Consider the following 15,058-nt stretch of genomic DNA (forward strand, 5'->3'; position numbering starts at 1 on the left):
GACGGAGTGGAACGCATGCCTACCGGTGGGTGGGGAATTCCACCACCTGCTGGTACGTGGGGCGGTTCTGCCAGTGGATCGCCTTCTGGCTGATTCCGCCCAGCGCGCGGTGGATGATCGAGTCCGTGCACCACTGCTCGCCGGCGCCGCAGTTGTCGTCACCGGGGTAGACCTCGGTGGCCGGTTCGGACGCCGCCTGCTTCAGCGAGGCGAGCAGGATGTCCCGGCAGCTGCTCAGGTCACCGTTCCCGCAGTACGTCCTGGCGAGCGGCCCCTTGACGGGCCGGCCGAGGACCTGGCGCAGATCCTTGTCCACAAAGCCCCACCAGCCGTACTGGAACGCCGATCCGCTGTGTGCCCCGCTCGGGCCGTGGCTGGCCGCCGGTGACTCGTCGGTGGCGAGAGCGGTGGTCAGCGCCCCGTACAGACTGTCGCCGAGACCCGGCTCGAACTCGGCCTCGACCAGCTTCGGCCACCACGCGTCCATGATCCGTACCGCGTCCGCGTCGGTGTACGTGTGCGAGCCGGGGCTGCTCTCCCTGCGCTGCGACCCCGAAGCCCGCCAGGACTCCAACTGCTGGATGACCGCGTTCAGTTCCGGGTCGGTGACCGGCCGGGACCGGAGCACCTGCAGCAGTTCGGGGAGCAGCTGCTCGCCGCGCAGGTCGGTGAGTGCGGCTTCCGCCATGGCCCGGGTGAGCGAGGCACGGGTCACGCCGCCCTGCTCCACCAGCTTCGCCACCCGGTCGTCGAGCAGATCCGCCCGGTGCACCGCGCTGAGGCCGAAGCCCGCGGAGGCGTACCCCTCCGCCTGCTTGTTGTTCCAGGAGACGTAGTAGTCCTGGCCGCTGGAGTGCGGGTGCGCGGCGAACGGGGTGTAGGCGGCGGTGTCGGCGACCGGGTCGTAGCCCTGCCATTCGTACGCCTTCTCGGCCTTGACGGGCAGGGCCGGGTCGACGCCCGCCGCGCGCACCGGGTTCATGCCGCTGTTGTAGTAGGCGGCGGTCCGGGAGTCGGCGTAGAACCAGTTGAAGGCGTAGTCGATGTTGCTCGCCGCCTGCTGGAAGGAGGCGGCGTCCTTCACGTACTCCGGGTCGTTGAGCATCTGGAAGCCGATGATCGAGTCGGCCTCGTGGCCGTAGGTGGTGCGCAGCGAGGTGTACGCGACGGGCTTGCCGCCCACTGTGGCGCGGTGGGTGACGATTCCGTACGCGGTCCGCCAGACCTGCATCCGGTAGGAGCCCTTCGCCGTGGAGTCGGCGACGGTCGGTTTCCAGGAGTTGGTGCGCTCCAGCTTCTCCATCGCGGTGCAGGTGCCGTGGTGGAGGTAGTGCGTCGAGTCCTTGGTGGGCGCGGAACCGTCCGGCTCGCACAGTTCGACGGCGTACGTGTCGGTGATGTCCTGGCCGGCCGAGGTGGCGCTCCACGCGTAGTCCTGGCCGCGTCCCATCTGGACGTACATGCCGACACCGGCGAAGGCGACCCCGCGGGCGCTGATGCCGGGGCCCTGGAGCTCCTGGAGCATCATCAGCTGCGGCGCGAAGTAGCCGGTCTGCGGGCCGAAGACGGCGATCGGGTTTCCGCTCGCGGTGTGCTTGCCGGAGACCAGCAGGGCGTTGGACATGCCGCGCTTCTGGGCGCCGGAGCCCGAGCCGGGCAACGAGCCCTCCGGGATGACGCCGTCGTCGTAGATGCCCTGGGCCTTCCGGAGCGCGGCCGGGGCCTTGACCGGGGCCTTCCGGTCGGTGCCCGCCGATCCGGTGCGGTCGTGGACGAGCGGCTCGGGGGTGACCGAGCCCGGGTCGGGAAGGGCGGTGCCGCGCGCCTGCGCGGGCTTGCCGGCGTAGGGGAAGGAGGTTCCGTCGTGGATGGTCAGCACGGCCTCGGGGTCGTTCCGTTGCCGGAAGGACTCCCAGACCTTGGTGCCTTCGACGACCCCGTATTTCTGCTGGGCGGACAGCAGCGAGAGCGCCGCCTGCACTTCGCCACCACCGCCGCCACCGAACTGACCGCCGACGACGGAGGCGATCGAGATCAGGTCGGTCAGCTTGAACGGCTGGATCTCACCGATGTTGGTGATCGCGTCGATCTTGCCGGTGAGGACGTACTCGCCGGGGAAGTAGCGGCCCTTTTTGGACTTGTCGCGGTACGCGTTGATGCCGTCGACATACGCCTGCGCGTCGGCCATGGCCTGCTCACCGCGGGCGCCCTCATGGGTCCTGATGTACGCGACCTGGGCTTCGAGATCGGCCTCGGTGTACGGGGCCTGCGGCCAGAACTGCTGCTCGAGCCCCTGGTTGGCCAGCGCGCCACCGGCGAACGAGGTCAGTTCACCGCGCCCGATGTGCCGGAAGAGGTCCATCAGCCAGAGCCGGTCCTGCCCGGCCGCATACCCGGCGCCGAACTCGGTGCCGTAACGGGTGGTGCCCTTGATGTGCGGGACGCCTGACGCCCTGTCGCGGGTGATCGTGACGTCGTCGCGCGGCGAGGTGACCGACTCGACCTGGTCCTTCGCTACGCCGAACGAGGCGTCGTTGAAGAAGTCGGTCAGCTTCTGGTCGGTGAGTCCGGTGTACCCGGCCACCAGGCCGTTGTAGCGGTCGAGTTGGTCGTCGCTGTGCGCGGGGTGCGTACCGAAGGCCTGGTTGCCGAGAATCTCGACGAGCGTCGCGTTGCCGTTCTCGCCGGGCGGCAGGATGTCGTCGCACTGCCCCTGGCAGTGGTCGGCGACGGGGACGGGTTCCGCCGCCACGGCGCCGGACTGCGGCGAGGCTGCGAGGAGGGTGGTACCGAGGGTGAGAACCGCCGCTGTGGTGGCGGCTCTGAACTTGACGGTGCGTGGGGGCATGCGTGCTCCTCCGGGAGGCCGATGCGCCGGAGGTTACTGGCGGTATGACCCGTCGGTAAGGTGAGCATCGGTCACCTTTTCCGAATCGCCACATGACGCCGCGTCCGGGCCGGACTCGAGCCGGGTCCGGCCCGTTCGAGCCGCGTCCGACGGGCGCCGTCTCGGCCAATGGACGCGAATCACCTTTCGATGGAGCCGAATCGGGCAGTCGTACGTCCATCCCTTGACGCCGAAGTACGAGCGACGGAGGTGGCAGTGCGATGGCCGGTTTCCGCAGTCTTGCGAGACAGGTCCGCGATCCACGGAGTGACCTGGCGCTGCGGCGGTACTCGCTGCGCAAGTGCCTGGAGCGGTTCGCCCCCTACGGTCACCGGGCGACCTGGCACCACCTGTGTGCCCGGCACCGGATCGAGCCCGAGGACCGGGCGCCCGACCCGGTGCGGCTGGTGCGCGCACTGGAGGAGCTGGAGGAGGCCCGGGCCGTCTGGCTGGGGTACGAGGCGGGGTTCGCCGAGCGCCGCAGGCGGGAGAAGCACGAAGGGCTGCGCCGTCCGGGCGCGTTCGACGACTGGCACCGGCGCACCTGGGGCGGGAACGGGGTGGCGCGCTGCGACGATCCGGCGGTCCATCCGTCCGCACCGCTGGGCGAGGTGCTGGGGCGTCTGATCGCCGCTCTGGAGTCGGAGCCGCGTACGACCTGCCCGGTGTGCGCGAGGACCGGGATCGTCTGGCGCCAGGACCTCGACCACGAGCCGTGTTCGGGGCCGGTCTGCACCGACTGCGGGATCGTGGTGCCGCAGCCGGTGCTCACACCGGGGGCGCTGGCGAGGGCGCGGCGCATACGTACCGGGGACCTGACGTCCGCGGCATGAGGAGCGCCCGCTCCGCCCCTGCCCGCGACTTGCCTACGGGCAGTCCGCCGACCGGCGCTCCGGCATCAGCCGGGAGCCGCTGATCGTGTCCCCGGAGATGTCGTTCGGGTTGGAGAGCACGCATGTCTCCAGCGACAGGCAGCCGCAGCCGATGCAGTCGGTGAGATGGTCGCGCAGCCGGCCCAGCTGCTTGATCCGCTCGTCGAGTTCGGAGCGCCACGTCTCGGACAGCCGCGCCCAGTCGTCACGGTTGGGGGTGCGCTCGTCCGGGAGCTCGGCCAGCGCGTCGCGGATCGTGGCCAGCGGTATGCCGACCCGCTGCGCCGCACGGACGAAGGCGACCCGGCGCAGCGCATCCCTGCTGTAGCGGCGCTGGTTGCCGCTGGTACGGCGGCTGCTGATCAGGCCCTTGGCCTCGTAGAAGTGCAGGGCCGAAACGGCGGCGCCGCTGCGCGCGGAGAGCTGGCCGACCGTGAGTTCATGGAGTGTCTTTGGGATCTGGGGCACCCCTCGAACCCTACGTGCACTCCTCCGGGCCGGTCCGTCGTTGACAGGAACGCCACACCCAACCATGCTGAGCAAGCGCTTAGACAGTAGCGATGAACGACGCATGCACGACGATGCACGGTCGAGAGCGGGAAGGCAGGACCAGGGACATGGCAGAGCCGAGGATCTTCACGTCCGCGCAGGAGCTGCGCGACGGCGTGGGCGAGCAGCTGGGGCACAGCGACTGGCTGGAGATCGACCAGAAGCGGGTCGACCTCTTCGCCGATGCCACCGGGGACCACCAGTGGATCCACGTGGACCCGGAGCGCGCCGCGGCCGGCCCGTTCGGCACGACGATCGCGCACGGCTATCTGACGCTCTCGCTGCTTCCGGCGCTGGTTCCGCAGATCATGCGGGTCGAAGGCATGAAGATGGGCATCAACTACGGCACCAACAAGGTCCGTTTCCCGGCCACCGTTCCGGTGGGCTCGCGGCTGCGGGCGACGGCCGCCCTCCGGAGCGTCGAGGAGGCGGGCGGCGGCGTGCAGGTCACCGCCGTGGTCACGGTCGAGCGCGAGGGCGGCGACAAGCCGGTCTGTGTCGCCGAGTCGGTGTCGCGCTACTACTTCTGAGCCCGCGGAACGGGGCCCGGTCGCACTACCGCTGCGCCGCGACCATCCGTAGTACGAGGTCGGCGTAGAGCGCGCCGACCTCGTCGGGCGTCCGGCTCCCCTGCGCGCTGAACCAGCGCGCCACATCGATGCAGAGCGAGAGCACGGCCAGCGTGGTGCCCGGGATGTCGGGGACGTCGAACTCCCCGGCCTCCACACCTTCGCTGATGATCCGGCGGATCACCGCGTCGCTCCTGCGCCGCAGCGCGACGATCTCGGTGCGGTGCTCCGGGCCGAGGGCGTCGAGTTCGTACTGGACCACGCGGGCGGTGGTGTGCCCTTCCGCGTGCCAGCGGACGAAGGACCGCACGGCGTGGGCGAGCCGCTCGGACGCCGTGCCTTCGGCGTCCGCGGCCGTCTCCAGGAGCAGCAGGGCCCGGTCGTGACCGATCCTGCTGATCCGGTGGAGCAGCTCTTCCTTCGTCTTGTAGTGGATGTAGAGCGCGGCAGGACTCATCCCGGCACGGCCCGCGATGTCCCGGGTGGTGGTCGCGTGGTACCCGCGCTCGGCGAAGGCGTCGACGGCCGCGACGAGGAGCCGTCTGGCCGCCTCGGGCGTCACCTCGCCCCACGGCGTACTGTCGCCGCCGGTATCCTCCGCCGTGCCCATCGTCACCGACCCCTTCCGTTCACCAGGACGCACACCATACCCCGAACCTGAGCAAGCGCTTAGGGGTCCGGCGGCGAAGGTCGTCAGGGCTTCCGGAAGGGGTCGTGCTCGGCGAGGATCTTTTCCAGCCGGGCCTGGTCGACCCGGCTGATGAGCTGCCCTGCCTCCTGGCGGTCCCGGATGACCTTGGCGAGGGTGAAGCAGGACGTGACGAGGTAGAGGACGCCGATGGCGAGGAAGCCCCGCACCCAGGCGTTCGCGTCGAGGAAGTAGATGCCGAGGGCCACCGCACCCATCGCCACCCCGAAGGATGCGACGGCCTGTCCGTGGAAGGCCGCGGTGCTCTGCTGCTTGACCGATGTCGTCTCACTCATGGTGGACAGCATCGACCGCCGCGGCGCCCGGCACATCCGCCCCCGTACTCAGCCCTGTACTCAGACGCCCGTTCGGGTGGGACGGCTCAGAAGGCGGAGACCCCCGTCAGCGCACGGCCGATGATCAGCTTCTGGATCTGACTGGTGCCTTCGTAGAGCGTCATCACACGGGCGTCGCGCAGCAGCTTGCCGACCGGGTACTCGTCGATGTAGCCGTAGCCGCCGAAGACCTGGAGGGCGTTGTTGGCTGCGCGGACGGCGGCCTCGGAGGCGAAGAGCTTCGCCTTGGACGCCGCCGTGGCGAAGTCCTCGCCGCGGTCGATCAGGTCGGCGACCCGCCAGGTCAGCAGCCGCGCGGCGTCCACATCGACCGCGATGTCGCTGATCAGTTCCTGGACGAGTTGGTAGCTCGCGATGGATTTGCCGAACTGCTCGCGTTCGCCCGCGTAGCCAACGGCGGCGTCGAGGGCGGCCTGGGCGATGCCGACGCAGCCGGCCGCGACCGACATCCGGCCCTTGGCGAGGGCGGACATGGCGATGGAGAAGCCCTTGCCCTCGGGGCCCAGGAGCGTGGTGGCGGGGACGCGGACGTCCTCCAGGACCACTTCGGCGGTGGCCTGGCCGCGCAGACCGAGCTTGCCGTGGATGGTGCGGCGGGTGAGGCCGGGAATGTCGGTGGGCACCAGGAACGCGGATATGCCCTTGTGGCCTGGAGTGTCGCCGGTGCGGGCGAAGAGCAGCACGACGTCGGCCCAGGTGCCGTTGGTGATGAACATCTTGGCGCCGTTGATGACGTACGAGTCGCCGTCGCGGACAGCCTTCGTCGTCAGGTTCCCGGCGTCCGAGCCGGTGCCGGGTTCGGTGAGGCCGAAGCAGCCGATCGCCTCGCCCGCGGTGAGCGGGGGCAGCCACTGCCGCTTCTGCTCCTCGTCGCCCCAGGTGGCGATGGTCTTGGCGACCAGACCCAGGGAGACCGAGACGATGCCACGGACCGAGGAGTCGCCGCGGCCGAGTTCCTCGGTGACCAGGCAGTACGCCAGGTGGTCGCCGCCCGAGCCGCCGTACTCCTCGGGGACGGTCAGTCCGAGGAAGCCGAGGGAACCCAGCTTCTTGACGATCGACCTGTCGACATTCTCGGCGCGGTCCCACTCGACGACATGCGGGGTGATCTCGCGGGCGACGAAGTCCTTGGCGAGCTGCCGGACGGCTTCCTGCTCCTCGCTGAGCTCCAGGTTCATCCTTCGGTTCTCCCACTTTTAATTAGCACTGCTAGTTTTTCGTTCGCAGGCCCTACTATGTGCCGCATGGCCCGACCGCGCAAGCCCCTCCTCAGCAGAGACCGCATCGTCGAGACGGCGAGCGCGCTCGTGGACGCCGAGGGGCTCGACGCCGTCTCCACCCGCCGGCTCGCGGCCGAACTCGGGGTCAGCGGACCCTCGCTCTACAACCACTTCCGCAACAAGGACGAGATCCTGGACGCGGTCGCGGACGCCGTGTCCGCGCAGGTCGATCTGTCGATGTTCGACGAGTCCGACGGCCGCGACTGGCAAGAGGCCCTGCACGACTGGGCGGTCTCCTACCGGGCGGCGCTCGCCGAGCACCCGCACATCGTCCCGGTACTGGCCCAGGGCCCCGGCCGCCGTCCGGCCGGGCTGCGGGTCGCCGACGCGGCGTTCGGCGCGATGGTCCGCGCGGGCTGGCCGCCCGCCCAGGCCACGTACATCGGCGCACTGATGCGGTACTTCATCACCGGCTCGGCGCTGGGCTCGTTCGCCCGCGGCTTCGTCGACGACGAAACGGCGTACGACCCCGCCGACTATCCGCACCTCGGCCAGGCCCATCTGCTGGCCGACCGTCGTCAGCAGGTCGACGAGGGCGCGTTCGAGACCGGGCTGCGGGCGTTGCTCGACGGCCTCGCCCTGCAGTACGCACAGGGGCCTGCCGCGCACACGGTTCGGCCGGCGCCGAAGCGTTCCTGACGCATCCTGGGTACATGGCACGCATGGCACCCCTCGACCCGGTCGCACCCCGCCTCGCCGCCCTGGCCGCGCTGCTCTCCGACGAGACCCGCGCCTCCTTCTGTCTGGCCCTGCTCGACGGCCGCGCCTGGACGGCGGGTGAGCTGGCGCGGTACGCGTCGGTGGCGCCGTCCACCGCCAGCGAACATCTGGGGAAGCTGATCGCCGGAGGACTGCTGACCGAGGAGCGGCAGGGCCGCCACCGCTATGTGCGGCTCGCCGACGAGCAGGCCGCCCACCTCGTCGAGGATCTCGCCGCCCGGGCCGCACCCGGTGACGGGGAACGGCCACATACTCTGCGGGCGGCGAGCACGAGCAGCGCACTGGCCCGCGGACGCACCTGTTACGACCACCTCGCGGGCCGGATCGGCATCGCGATCGCGGACGCGATGACCGTACGGGGGCTGCTGCGGCAGGACACCGGCTTCGCGCTCACCGACACGGGCCTCGGCTGGTTCGCGGAGCTGGGCATCGGGCTGGACACCAGGACCCGGCGTCCCCTTGTACGCGGCTGTCTGGACTGGACGGAGCGCAGACCGCATCTGGCAGGGGCCGCGGGTGCCGCACTGTGCAGGCACGCCCTGGATGCCGGCTGGTGCGTGAGGATCGGGTCCGGGCGAGCGGTGAAGGCGACCGGGGACGGGGAGCGGGCGCTGCACGAACTGCTCGGGATCGAGCCGGAAACAATTCGGTGAGGGCCGAACCGTTCCCCGTTTAGAGTCGGGCTCATGACGACACCCATACCCGCCTCCGCCGCGCCCGCCACCGGACCCGCGGTCGGCGACCGGCGGGCGATCGCCGCGGCCGGCACCACTGTGGTGCTGTGGGCCTCCGCCTTCGTCTCCATCCGCAGCGCCGGTGAGTCCTACTCGCCCGGTGCGCTCGCGCTCGGCCGGCTGCTCGCGGGTTCGCTGACGCTCGGCGCGATCCTCCTCGTACGCCGCGAGGGGCTGCCGTCCAGGGCGGCGTGGCCGGGCATCGTCACCTCCGGGCTCCTCTGGTTCGGGCTCTACATGGTGGTGCTCAACTGGGGCGAACAGCAGGTCGACGCGGGCACGGCCGCCATGGTCGTGAACATCGGCCCGATCCTGATCGCACTGCTCGGCGCCCGGCTGCTGGGCGAGGGGCTGCCGCGCAGACTGCTGACGGGGATGGCCGTGTCGTTCGCGGGCGCCGCGGTGGTCGGTCTCTCCATGTCGGGACACGGGAGTTCGTCGGTGCTCGGGGTGGTGCTCTGCCTGCTGGCGGCGATGGCGTACGCGGGCGGGGTGGTCGCCCAGAAGCCGGCGCTGCGGCACGGCTCGGCGCTGCAGATCACCGCCTTCGGCTGTGTGGTCGGTACGGTCGCCTGTCTGCCGTTCTCCGGTGTGCTGGTCTCCGAGGCGGCCGACGCCCCGGTGTCCGCGACGCTGAACATGGTCTATCTGGGGGTCTTCCCGACCGCCCTGGCCTTCACCACCTGGGCCTATGCTCTTGCCCGCACCACTGCGGGGCGGATGGGCGCCACCACATATGCGGTCCCCGCGCTGGTGGTGCTGATGTCGTGGCTGCTGCTCGGCGAGGAGCCCGCGCTGCTCACGGTCGGCGGTGGTCTGCTCTGTCTGGCCGGGGTGGCGGTCTCCCGGAAGCGTCCGCAGACTGGACGCACCCGAAAGAGTCGGGCACAGCCGGTGGAGGGACGCCGTCATGACCCGGAGCGCCAAGGTTCCGAGCAGCCGCAGGAGACGGAAGAAGACGAACAAGCCTGCCGGCGACGCTGACCACAGGGAGGCCGCCCTCGCTTGGGCGGCCCGGCACGGTGGCGCCGAGCTCGAAGCCTTCGGTGTGACCGACAGCGGGGACGACGATCCGGTCCTGGTGATGCCCGACGGGCGGGCGCGCGACGCCTGGCGCGAGGACTATCCGTACAACTACAAGCTCGGCCGGAAGGCGTACGAGAAGGACAAGCGCGCGCTGCAGATCGAGCTGCTCAAGTTCCAGCACTGGGTGAAGGAGCGCAACGAGCGGCTCGTCATTCTCTTCGAGGGGCGCGACGCGGCCGGCAAGGGCGGCACGATCAACCGCTTCACCGAGCACCTCAACCCCCGTGGCGCACGGGTCGTGGCGCTGGAGAAGCCCACCGAACGCGAACGCACCCAGTGGTACTTCCAGCGGTACACGGCACATCTGCCGAGCGCCGGGGAGATCGTGCTCTTCGACCGTTCCTGGTACAACCGGGCAGGCGTGGAGCGGGTGATGGGGTTCTGCACGACCCGCGAGTACCTCGAATTCATGCACCAGGCACCGGGCTTCGAGCGGATGCTCGCCCGGGACGGCATCCACCTGGTGAAGTTCTGGTTCTCCGTCTCCCGCAACGAGCAGCGCAACCGGTTCATGATCCGCCAGATAGACCCGGTACGGCAGTGGAAACTGAGTCCGGTCGACCTCGCCTCGCTGGACAAGTGGGACGCGTACACGGAGGCCAAGGAGCTGATGCTGTTCCACACGGACACGGCGGACGCGCCCTGGACCGTGGTGAAGAGCAACGACAAGAAGCGGGCCAGACTGGAGGCGATCCGGCATGTGCTGCACCGCTTCGACTACCCGGACAAGGACACGACGGTGGTCCGCGAGCCGGACCCGCTGATCGTGGGTCCGGCCTCCCGGCTCTTCGAGCAGGGCGAGATGGATGCCCGGCTGCTCACCACGCACCGGTCGGGAGCCGAGCCGACGGTGTGAGCCCGGGCCGGAACACCACGGGGGCGTGGCAGCCCCTCCCGCGACAGTTGCGCCGGTCTGCGTCCCGTCGCCGCGAAGTGCTGCGCGGATCCGCAGCGATCACCTCCCGTCCGGTTGCACGGCGGCTCCGGGACCGGTGAGGGGAGGCACCGGTACCGGGGCCGGACCGGGTCCGGGAGCCGTGATCAGCGTGAACTCGCACGCCCCGCAAGGACCTTGATGGAGACCAGGGCGATGACCGCCAGGCCGATGATGTAGGCCGCCACCGCCATCGACGTGCCCGTCGCCTCCAGCAGCAGCACCATCACGAACGGGGCGAGACCGCCGCCGAACACCGCCGCGATCTGGTAGCCGAGCGAGGCGCCGGTGTAGCGCATCTCCGGCGTGAACAGCTCGGCGAACAACGCCGCCTGCGGCCCGTACATGATGCTGAGGAAACAACTCGTCACGAAGGTGCCGACGGCCATCCAGAGCAGTGACTTGGTGTCGATGAGCAGGAACATCGGCACCGCCCACACGGCGAGCCCGGCCGCCCCGAGCGCGTAGATCCGAAGCCGCCCGATGCGGTCGGACAGCGCCGCCGACGCCGGTATCAGGACGAGCTGGGTGAGGCTGATGCAGAGCGAGACCATGAGGACGGCCTCGCGCTTCATGCCCAGCTCACGGGTCGTGTAGTCGAGGACGCCGGTGATGATGATGTAGAAGGTCGCGGTGTTCACGGCGAACGAACCGCCCGCGAGGAAGACCGTGCCGAGGTGCTCCCTCACGATGGTGCGCAGCGGGGAACGCGCGGAGCGGCTCGCCTCCTGCTCGGCCAGTTCCTTCTCGGCCTCGCGGAACTCGGGGGTCTCCTCGACGCGCGTGTGGATGTACCAGGCGAGGACCAGGACCAGCAGGCCGACCAGGAACGGCACCCGCCAGCCCCAGGCGGCGAACTCGCTGTCGCTGGTGAGAGCTCCGGCGGCGAGGAACACGGTGTTGGCGGTCACCACACCGATGGGGACGCCGAGTTGGACGAGGCTTCCGTAGACACCGCGCTTGCCCTCGGGGGCGTATTCGGTGGCCATCAGCATGGCGCCGCCCCACTGGGCGCCGACCGCGATGCCCTGGACGATACGCAGGGTGACGAGCAGCACCGGAGCGGCGATGCCGATCGTCTCGTACGTGGGAAGCAGGCCGATGCCTGTGGTGGCCAGGCCCATCAGGGTGAGCGCGAGGACCAGCATGGGTTTGCGGCCGCGCTTGTCGCCCAGCTGGCCCGCGATGATGCCGCCGATCGGACGGGCCAGAAAGCCCACGGCGAAGGTCGCGAACGCGGCGAGGACACCGGCGGAGCCGCTGCCCGCGGGGAAGTAGAGGTCCCCGAGGACCAGGGCGGCGGCGATGCCGAAGACGAAGTAGTCGTACCACTCCACTGCGGATGCGAGAGCCGCGGCGGTGGCCACCTTGCGGCGGGCCCGCGTATCGGTGGGGGTCGGGACGGTCTCGGTGGTGCCCGGGCCGGCGGATGGTGACGTGTCCATGCGTGCACACTCCGGTGGGTGCGGGGGACGGGGTGCCCGACGGAACTGATCCGCCGGTGCCGGGACCGTACTGACCGGACGGTATGCCGGTCAACGGGTCGTGCAGCAGCAGTTTTTACCTTCACATGACACTCAGACGAACGCGACGAGGAAGGGCCGGGCACGGCGAGATCCCCGGCCGCCGCCGAGGGCGGCCGGGGTCTCTTCCGGGCATCGGCTAGAAGACCACCAGGGCCCGTCCGCCCTTGCCCGCGATCATGTTGTCGAAGGCCGCCGGGATGCCGTCCAGCGCGATCCGTTCGGTGACCATCATGGAGAGGTCGAACCTGCCGGCCCGGATGTGCTCGGCGATCACGGGCAGATCGCGGGCGGGGTCGCTGTTCCCGTAGACGCACCCGGTCAGCGAGCGGCCCCAGTGGAAGATCTCCAGGGCGTTGAAGGTCACCTGCTGGTCCTTGCCGCCGATGCCGACGACGGTGGTACGGCCGCCGCGCCGGGTGGAGTCCCAGGCGCCGCGGATGGTCGCGGGCCGGCCGACGCACTCAACGGCGACGTCCGCGCCCTGTCCGCCGGTGAGCTTGCGGATCGCGCGCGGCGTGGTGTCGGAGGCGATGACGTAGTCGGTGGCGCCGGCCCGGCGGGCGAGCTCCTCCTTCTCCGGGGAGACATCGACAGCGATGATCTTCGAGGCCCCGGCGATGCGCGCGGACTGGAGCACGGCCAGGCCGACGCCGCCGATGCCGAAGACGACGACCGTCTCGCCGGCCCGGACCCGGGCGCTGTGGTGGACGGCGCCGTATCCGGTGAGAACCGCGCAGCCGAGCAGGGCGGCGTCGGTCAGCGGGATGCCGGCCGGGGCGGGCAGTGCACAGTTCGCGGCGACGACCGTCTCCTGGGCGAACGCCGCGACGTTCAGACCGGGGTGGAGCTCGGTGCCGTCGGCGGTTCGGGCGTGGATGTTGCCCGCACCCGTCAGCGCGTCGGCACACAGCCAGACCTCACCGATCCCGCAATGGTGGCAGCTGCCGCAGGAAGGCGCCCAGTTGAGTACGACGCCGTCACCCGGCGCCACGTGGGTGACGCCCTCGCCCACGGAGAGGACGGTGCCCGCTCCCTCATGGCCGAGGACGGCGGGGACGGGCACCCGCATGGTGCCGTCGGACAGGGACAGGTCGGAGTGGCAGACCCCGGCGGCGGCGAGACGGATCCTCACCTGGCCGGGTCCGGGTTCCGGGAGTTCGATGTCGGTGACCTCCAGGGGAGCTCCGACGGCGGGCAGTACGGCGGCGCGGACCACGGACCGGCTCCTTGCTGATCGGGGGTGCATCGGGGACGGTTCAGAACTGGAGGGACTTGGTCTGGAGATACTCACCGAGGCCGTGCGGACCGAGCTCGCGGCCGACGCCGGACTGCTTGTAGCCGCCGAACGGGGCGATCGGGTTGAACCGGCCGCCGTTGATGTCGACCTGTCCGGTCTCCATCCGCCGGGCGAAGGCGACGGCTTCCGCGTCGTCGGCGGCCCAGACGGCGCCCGCGAGCCCGTATACGGTGCCGTTGGCAATCCGGAGCGCGTCGTCCTCGTCCTCGTACTTCAGGATCGAGATGACCGGGCCGAAGATCTCCTCCTGGGCGATCGTCATCTCCGGGGTGACGTCGGCGAAGACGGTGGGGCTGACGTAGTAGCCGGTCGGATGCGGGGCTTCGGCGCCACCGGCGACGAGCCGGGCGCCCTCCTCGATGCCCTTCTCGATGTAACCGCGCACCCGGGCCTGCTGCTTGGCATTGACGACGGGGCCGACCCGCTCCCCCGGCACGTACTTGGCGACGGCCGCGGCGGCGAGCGCGACGGCTTCCTCGTACCGCTCGCCGTCGACGAGCATCCGGGTCCACGCGCTGCACGTCTGGCCGGAGTTGGACATCACGTTGGCGACGCCGACGTTGACGGCCTTGGCCAGGTCCGCCGAGGGCAGGATGACGTTGGCGGACTTGCCGCCGAGCTCCAGCGCGACGCGCTTGACCGCGCCGCCCGCGGTGGCACCGATCTGCTTCCCGACGGCGGTGGAGCCGGTGAACGAGACCAGGTCGACGTCCTCGTGCGCGGCGAGTGCCTGCCCGGCGACCGGGCCGAGGCCGGTGACCAGGTTGAAGACACCGGCGGGCAGGCCGGCCTCCTCGGTCGCCTCGGCGAAGAGCTGCGCGGTCAGCGGGGTGTCCTCGGCGGGCTTGAGGACGATCGTGCAGCCTGCCGCGAGCGCCGGAGCCACCTTGGCGACGATCTGGTGCAGCGGGTAGTTCCACGGGGTGATCGCCCCGACGACACCGACGGGCTCGAGCAGGACGGTGGAGTTGCCGTGCTTCTCCTCGAACGGGTACGACGCGGCAAGTTCCGCGTACGAACCGGCGACCAGGACCGGCACACCCGCGTGCACCGCCTGCGACAACGGGAGCGGTGCGCCGAGTTCGGCGGTGACGGTGGCGGCGATCTCGTCCTGGCGGGCCACCAGGACATCGCGCAGGGCGGCGATCCGGGCGGCCCGCTCGGCGGGCGGGGTGGCGGACCAGCCGGGGAACGCGGCCCGGGCGGCCCGTACCGCGGCGTCGACGTCCTCGGCCGTTCCGGCCGGGACATGGGCGATGACCTGCTCGTCCGCCGGGTTCACGACCGCGATCGTGTCCGCGCCCGATGAGGGGCGCCACTCCCCGCCGATGTACATACCGTCGTGGGCCTTCATGGCATTTCCTCCCGGACATGGATACGGCCGATGTCGTCAGCACCCCAAACTAGCGGCGTTAGTTTTTGGGCGCCAGAGACGCCGGTCACGTGCGGCCGGCCCGTTCACCCGGGCTTCGCCACGCAGTTCAGTAATTCACCAGTAACAGCCTCCTCCTAGCGTCCCGGATCAGCCCGCCTCCTCCCGTACCCACCCCCTGGTCCCGG

At 70.4% G+C, this 15,058-nt stretch carries 14 protein-coding genes; 6 read left to right on the forward strand and 8 right to left on the reverse strand.

Going from position 1 to position 15,058, the window contains the following annotated elements:
• Positions 1–19: 19 nt before the first annotated feature.
• On the reverse strand, positions 20–2,848 hold the full coding sequence (locus ACFYP5_RS14865) for a penicillin acylase family protein (protein WP_389035156.1): 2,829 nt from the start codon (positions 2,846–2,848) through the stop codon (positions 20–22).
• A 260-nt stretch (positions 2,849–3,108) separates the two neighbouring features.
• On the opposite strand from ACFYP5_RS14865, the gene ACFYP5_RS14870 reads away from it, so the two are divergent.
• On the forward strand, positions 3,109–3,720 hold the full coding sequence (locus ACFYP5_RS14870) for a hypothetical protein (protein WP_389035159.1): 612 nt from the start codon (positions 3,109–3,111) through the stop codon (positions 3,718–3,720).
• 33 nt (positions 3,721–3,753) lie between these two features.
• Here the strand turns inward: ACFYP5_RS14870 and soxR are convergent, their stop codons facing one another.
• Positions 3,754–4,227 (reverse strand): redox-sensitive transcriptional activator SoxR, encoded by a 474-nt coding sequence (soxR, locus tag ACFYP5_RS14875; RefSeq protein ID WP_389035162.1) that lies wholly within the window; start codon positions 4,225–4,227, stop codon positions 3,754–3,756.
• Between the two features lie 149 nt (positions 4,228–4,376).
• On the opposite strand from soxR, the gene ACFYP5_RS14880 reads away from it, so the two are divergent.
• On the forward strand, positions 4,377–4,838 hold the full coding sequence (locus tag ACFYP5_RS14880; RefSeq protein ID WP_389035165.1) for a MaoC family dehydratase: 462 nt from the start codon (positions 4,377–4,379) through the stop codon (positions 4,836–4,838).
• A gap of 25 nt (positions 4,839–4,863) precedes the next feature.
• Here ACFYP5_RS14880 and ACFYP5_RS14885 read toward each other — a convergent pair whose 3' ends face one another.
• The 3 genes from ACFYP5_RS14885 to ACFYP5_RS14895 all read right to left on the reverse strand — a co-directional run bounded on the left by ACFYP5_RS14885 (position 4,864) and on the right by ACFYP5_RS14895 (position 7,099).
• Complete coding sequence (locus ACFYP5_RS14885; protein ID WP_389035168.1) at positions 4,864–5,487, reverse strand: TetR/AcrR family transcriptional regulator; 624 nt, start codon at positions 5,485–5,487, stop codon at positions 4,864–4,866.
• Positions 5,488–5,570: 83 nt separating this feature from the next.
• Positions 5,571–5,861 (reverse strand): YiaA/YiaB family inner membrane protein, encoded by a 291-nt coding sequence (locus tag ACFYP5_RS14890; protein ID WP_389035171.1) that lies wholly within the window; start codon positions 5,859–5,861, stop codon positions 5,571–5,573.
• Positions 5,862–5,947: 86 nt separating this feature from the next.
• The gene (locus tag ACFYP5_RS14895; protein ID WP_389035172.1) at positions 5,948–7,099 is read right to left on the reverse strand and encodes an acyl-CoA dehydrogenase family protein; all 1,152 of its coding nucleotides are present in this window, start codon (positions 7,097–7,099) and stop codon (positions 5,948–5,950) included.
• A gap of 66 nt (positions 7,100–7,165) precedes the next feature.
• Between ACFYP5_RS14895 and ACFYP5_RS14900 the strand changes: the two genes are divergently transcribed.
• From ACFYP5_RS14900 to ppk2, 4 genes are all read left to right on the forward strand, one after another.
• Positions 7,166–7,840 carry a TetR/AcrR family transcriptional regulator gene (locus tag ACFYP5_RS14900; RefSeq protein WP_389035175.1) on the forward strand — a complete coding sequence of 225 codons (675 nt, stop codon included), beginning with the start codon at positions 7,166–7,168 and terminating at the stop codon, positions 7,838–7,840.
• Between the two features lie 14 nt (positions 7,841–7,854).
• Complete coding sequence (locus ACFYP5_RS14905) at positions 7,855–8,574, forward strand: ArsR/SmtB family transcription factor (protein ID WP_389035177.1); 720 nt, start codon at positions 7,855–7,857, stop codon at positions 8,572–8,574.
• A gap of 33 nt (positions 8,575–8,607) precedes the next feature.
• Entirely contained in the window at positions 8,608–9,639 is a 1,032-nt protein-coding gene (locus ACFYP5_RS14910) for a DMT family transporter (protein WP_389035180.1), read from the forward strand.
• 64 nt (positions 9,640–9,703) lie between these two features.
• Positions 9,704–10,597, forward strand: a complete 894-nt coding sequence (gene ppk2 / locus ACFYP5_RS14915; RefSeq protein ID WP_389035354.1) for a polyphosphate kinase 2 — start codon at positions 9,704–9,706, stop codon at positions 10,595–10,597.
• 185 nt (positions 10,598–10,782) lie between these two features.
• Here ppk2 and ACFYP5_RS14920 read toward each other — a convergent pair whose 3' ends face one another.
• The 3 genes from ACFYP5_RS14920 to ACFYP5_RS14930 all read right to left on the reverse strand — a co-directional run bounded on the left by ACFYP5_RS14920 (position 10,783) and on the right by ACFYP5_RS14930 (position 14,852).
• Complete coding sequence (locus ACFYP5_RS14920; RefSeq protein ID WP_389035182.1) at positions 10,783–12,120, reverse strand: MFS transporter; 1,338 nt, start codon at positions 12,118–12,120, stop codon at positions 10,783–10,785.
• 217 nt (positions 12,121–12,337) lie between these two features.
• The gene (locus ACFYP5_RS14925) at positions 12,338–13,417 is read right to left on the reverse strand and encodes a Zn-dependent alcohol dehydrogenase (protein WP_389035185.1); all 1,080 of its coding nucleotides are present in this window, start codon (positions 13,415–13,417) and stop codon (positions 12,338–12,340) included.
• A 40-nt stretch (positions 13,418–13,457) separates the two neighbouring features.
• A complete protein-coding gene (locus ACFYP5_RS14930) occupies positions 13,458–14,852 on the reverse strand; it encodes an aldehyde dehydrogenase family protein (protein WP_389035188.1) in 1,395 nt (464 codons plus the stop codon).
• Between the last annotated feature and the right edge of the window lie 206 nt (positions 14,853–15,058).

Source organism: Streptomyces sp. NPDC005262 (assembly GCF_042872425.1).
In the GTDB taxonomy this organism is placed as follows: Bacteria; Actinomycetota; Actinomycetes; order Streptomycetales; family Streptomycetaceae; genus Streptomyces.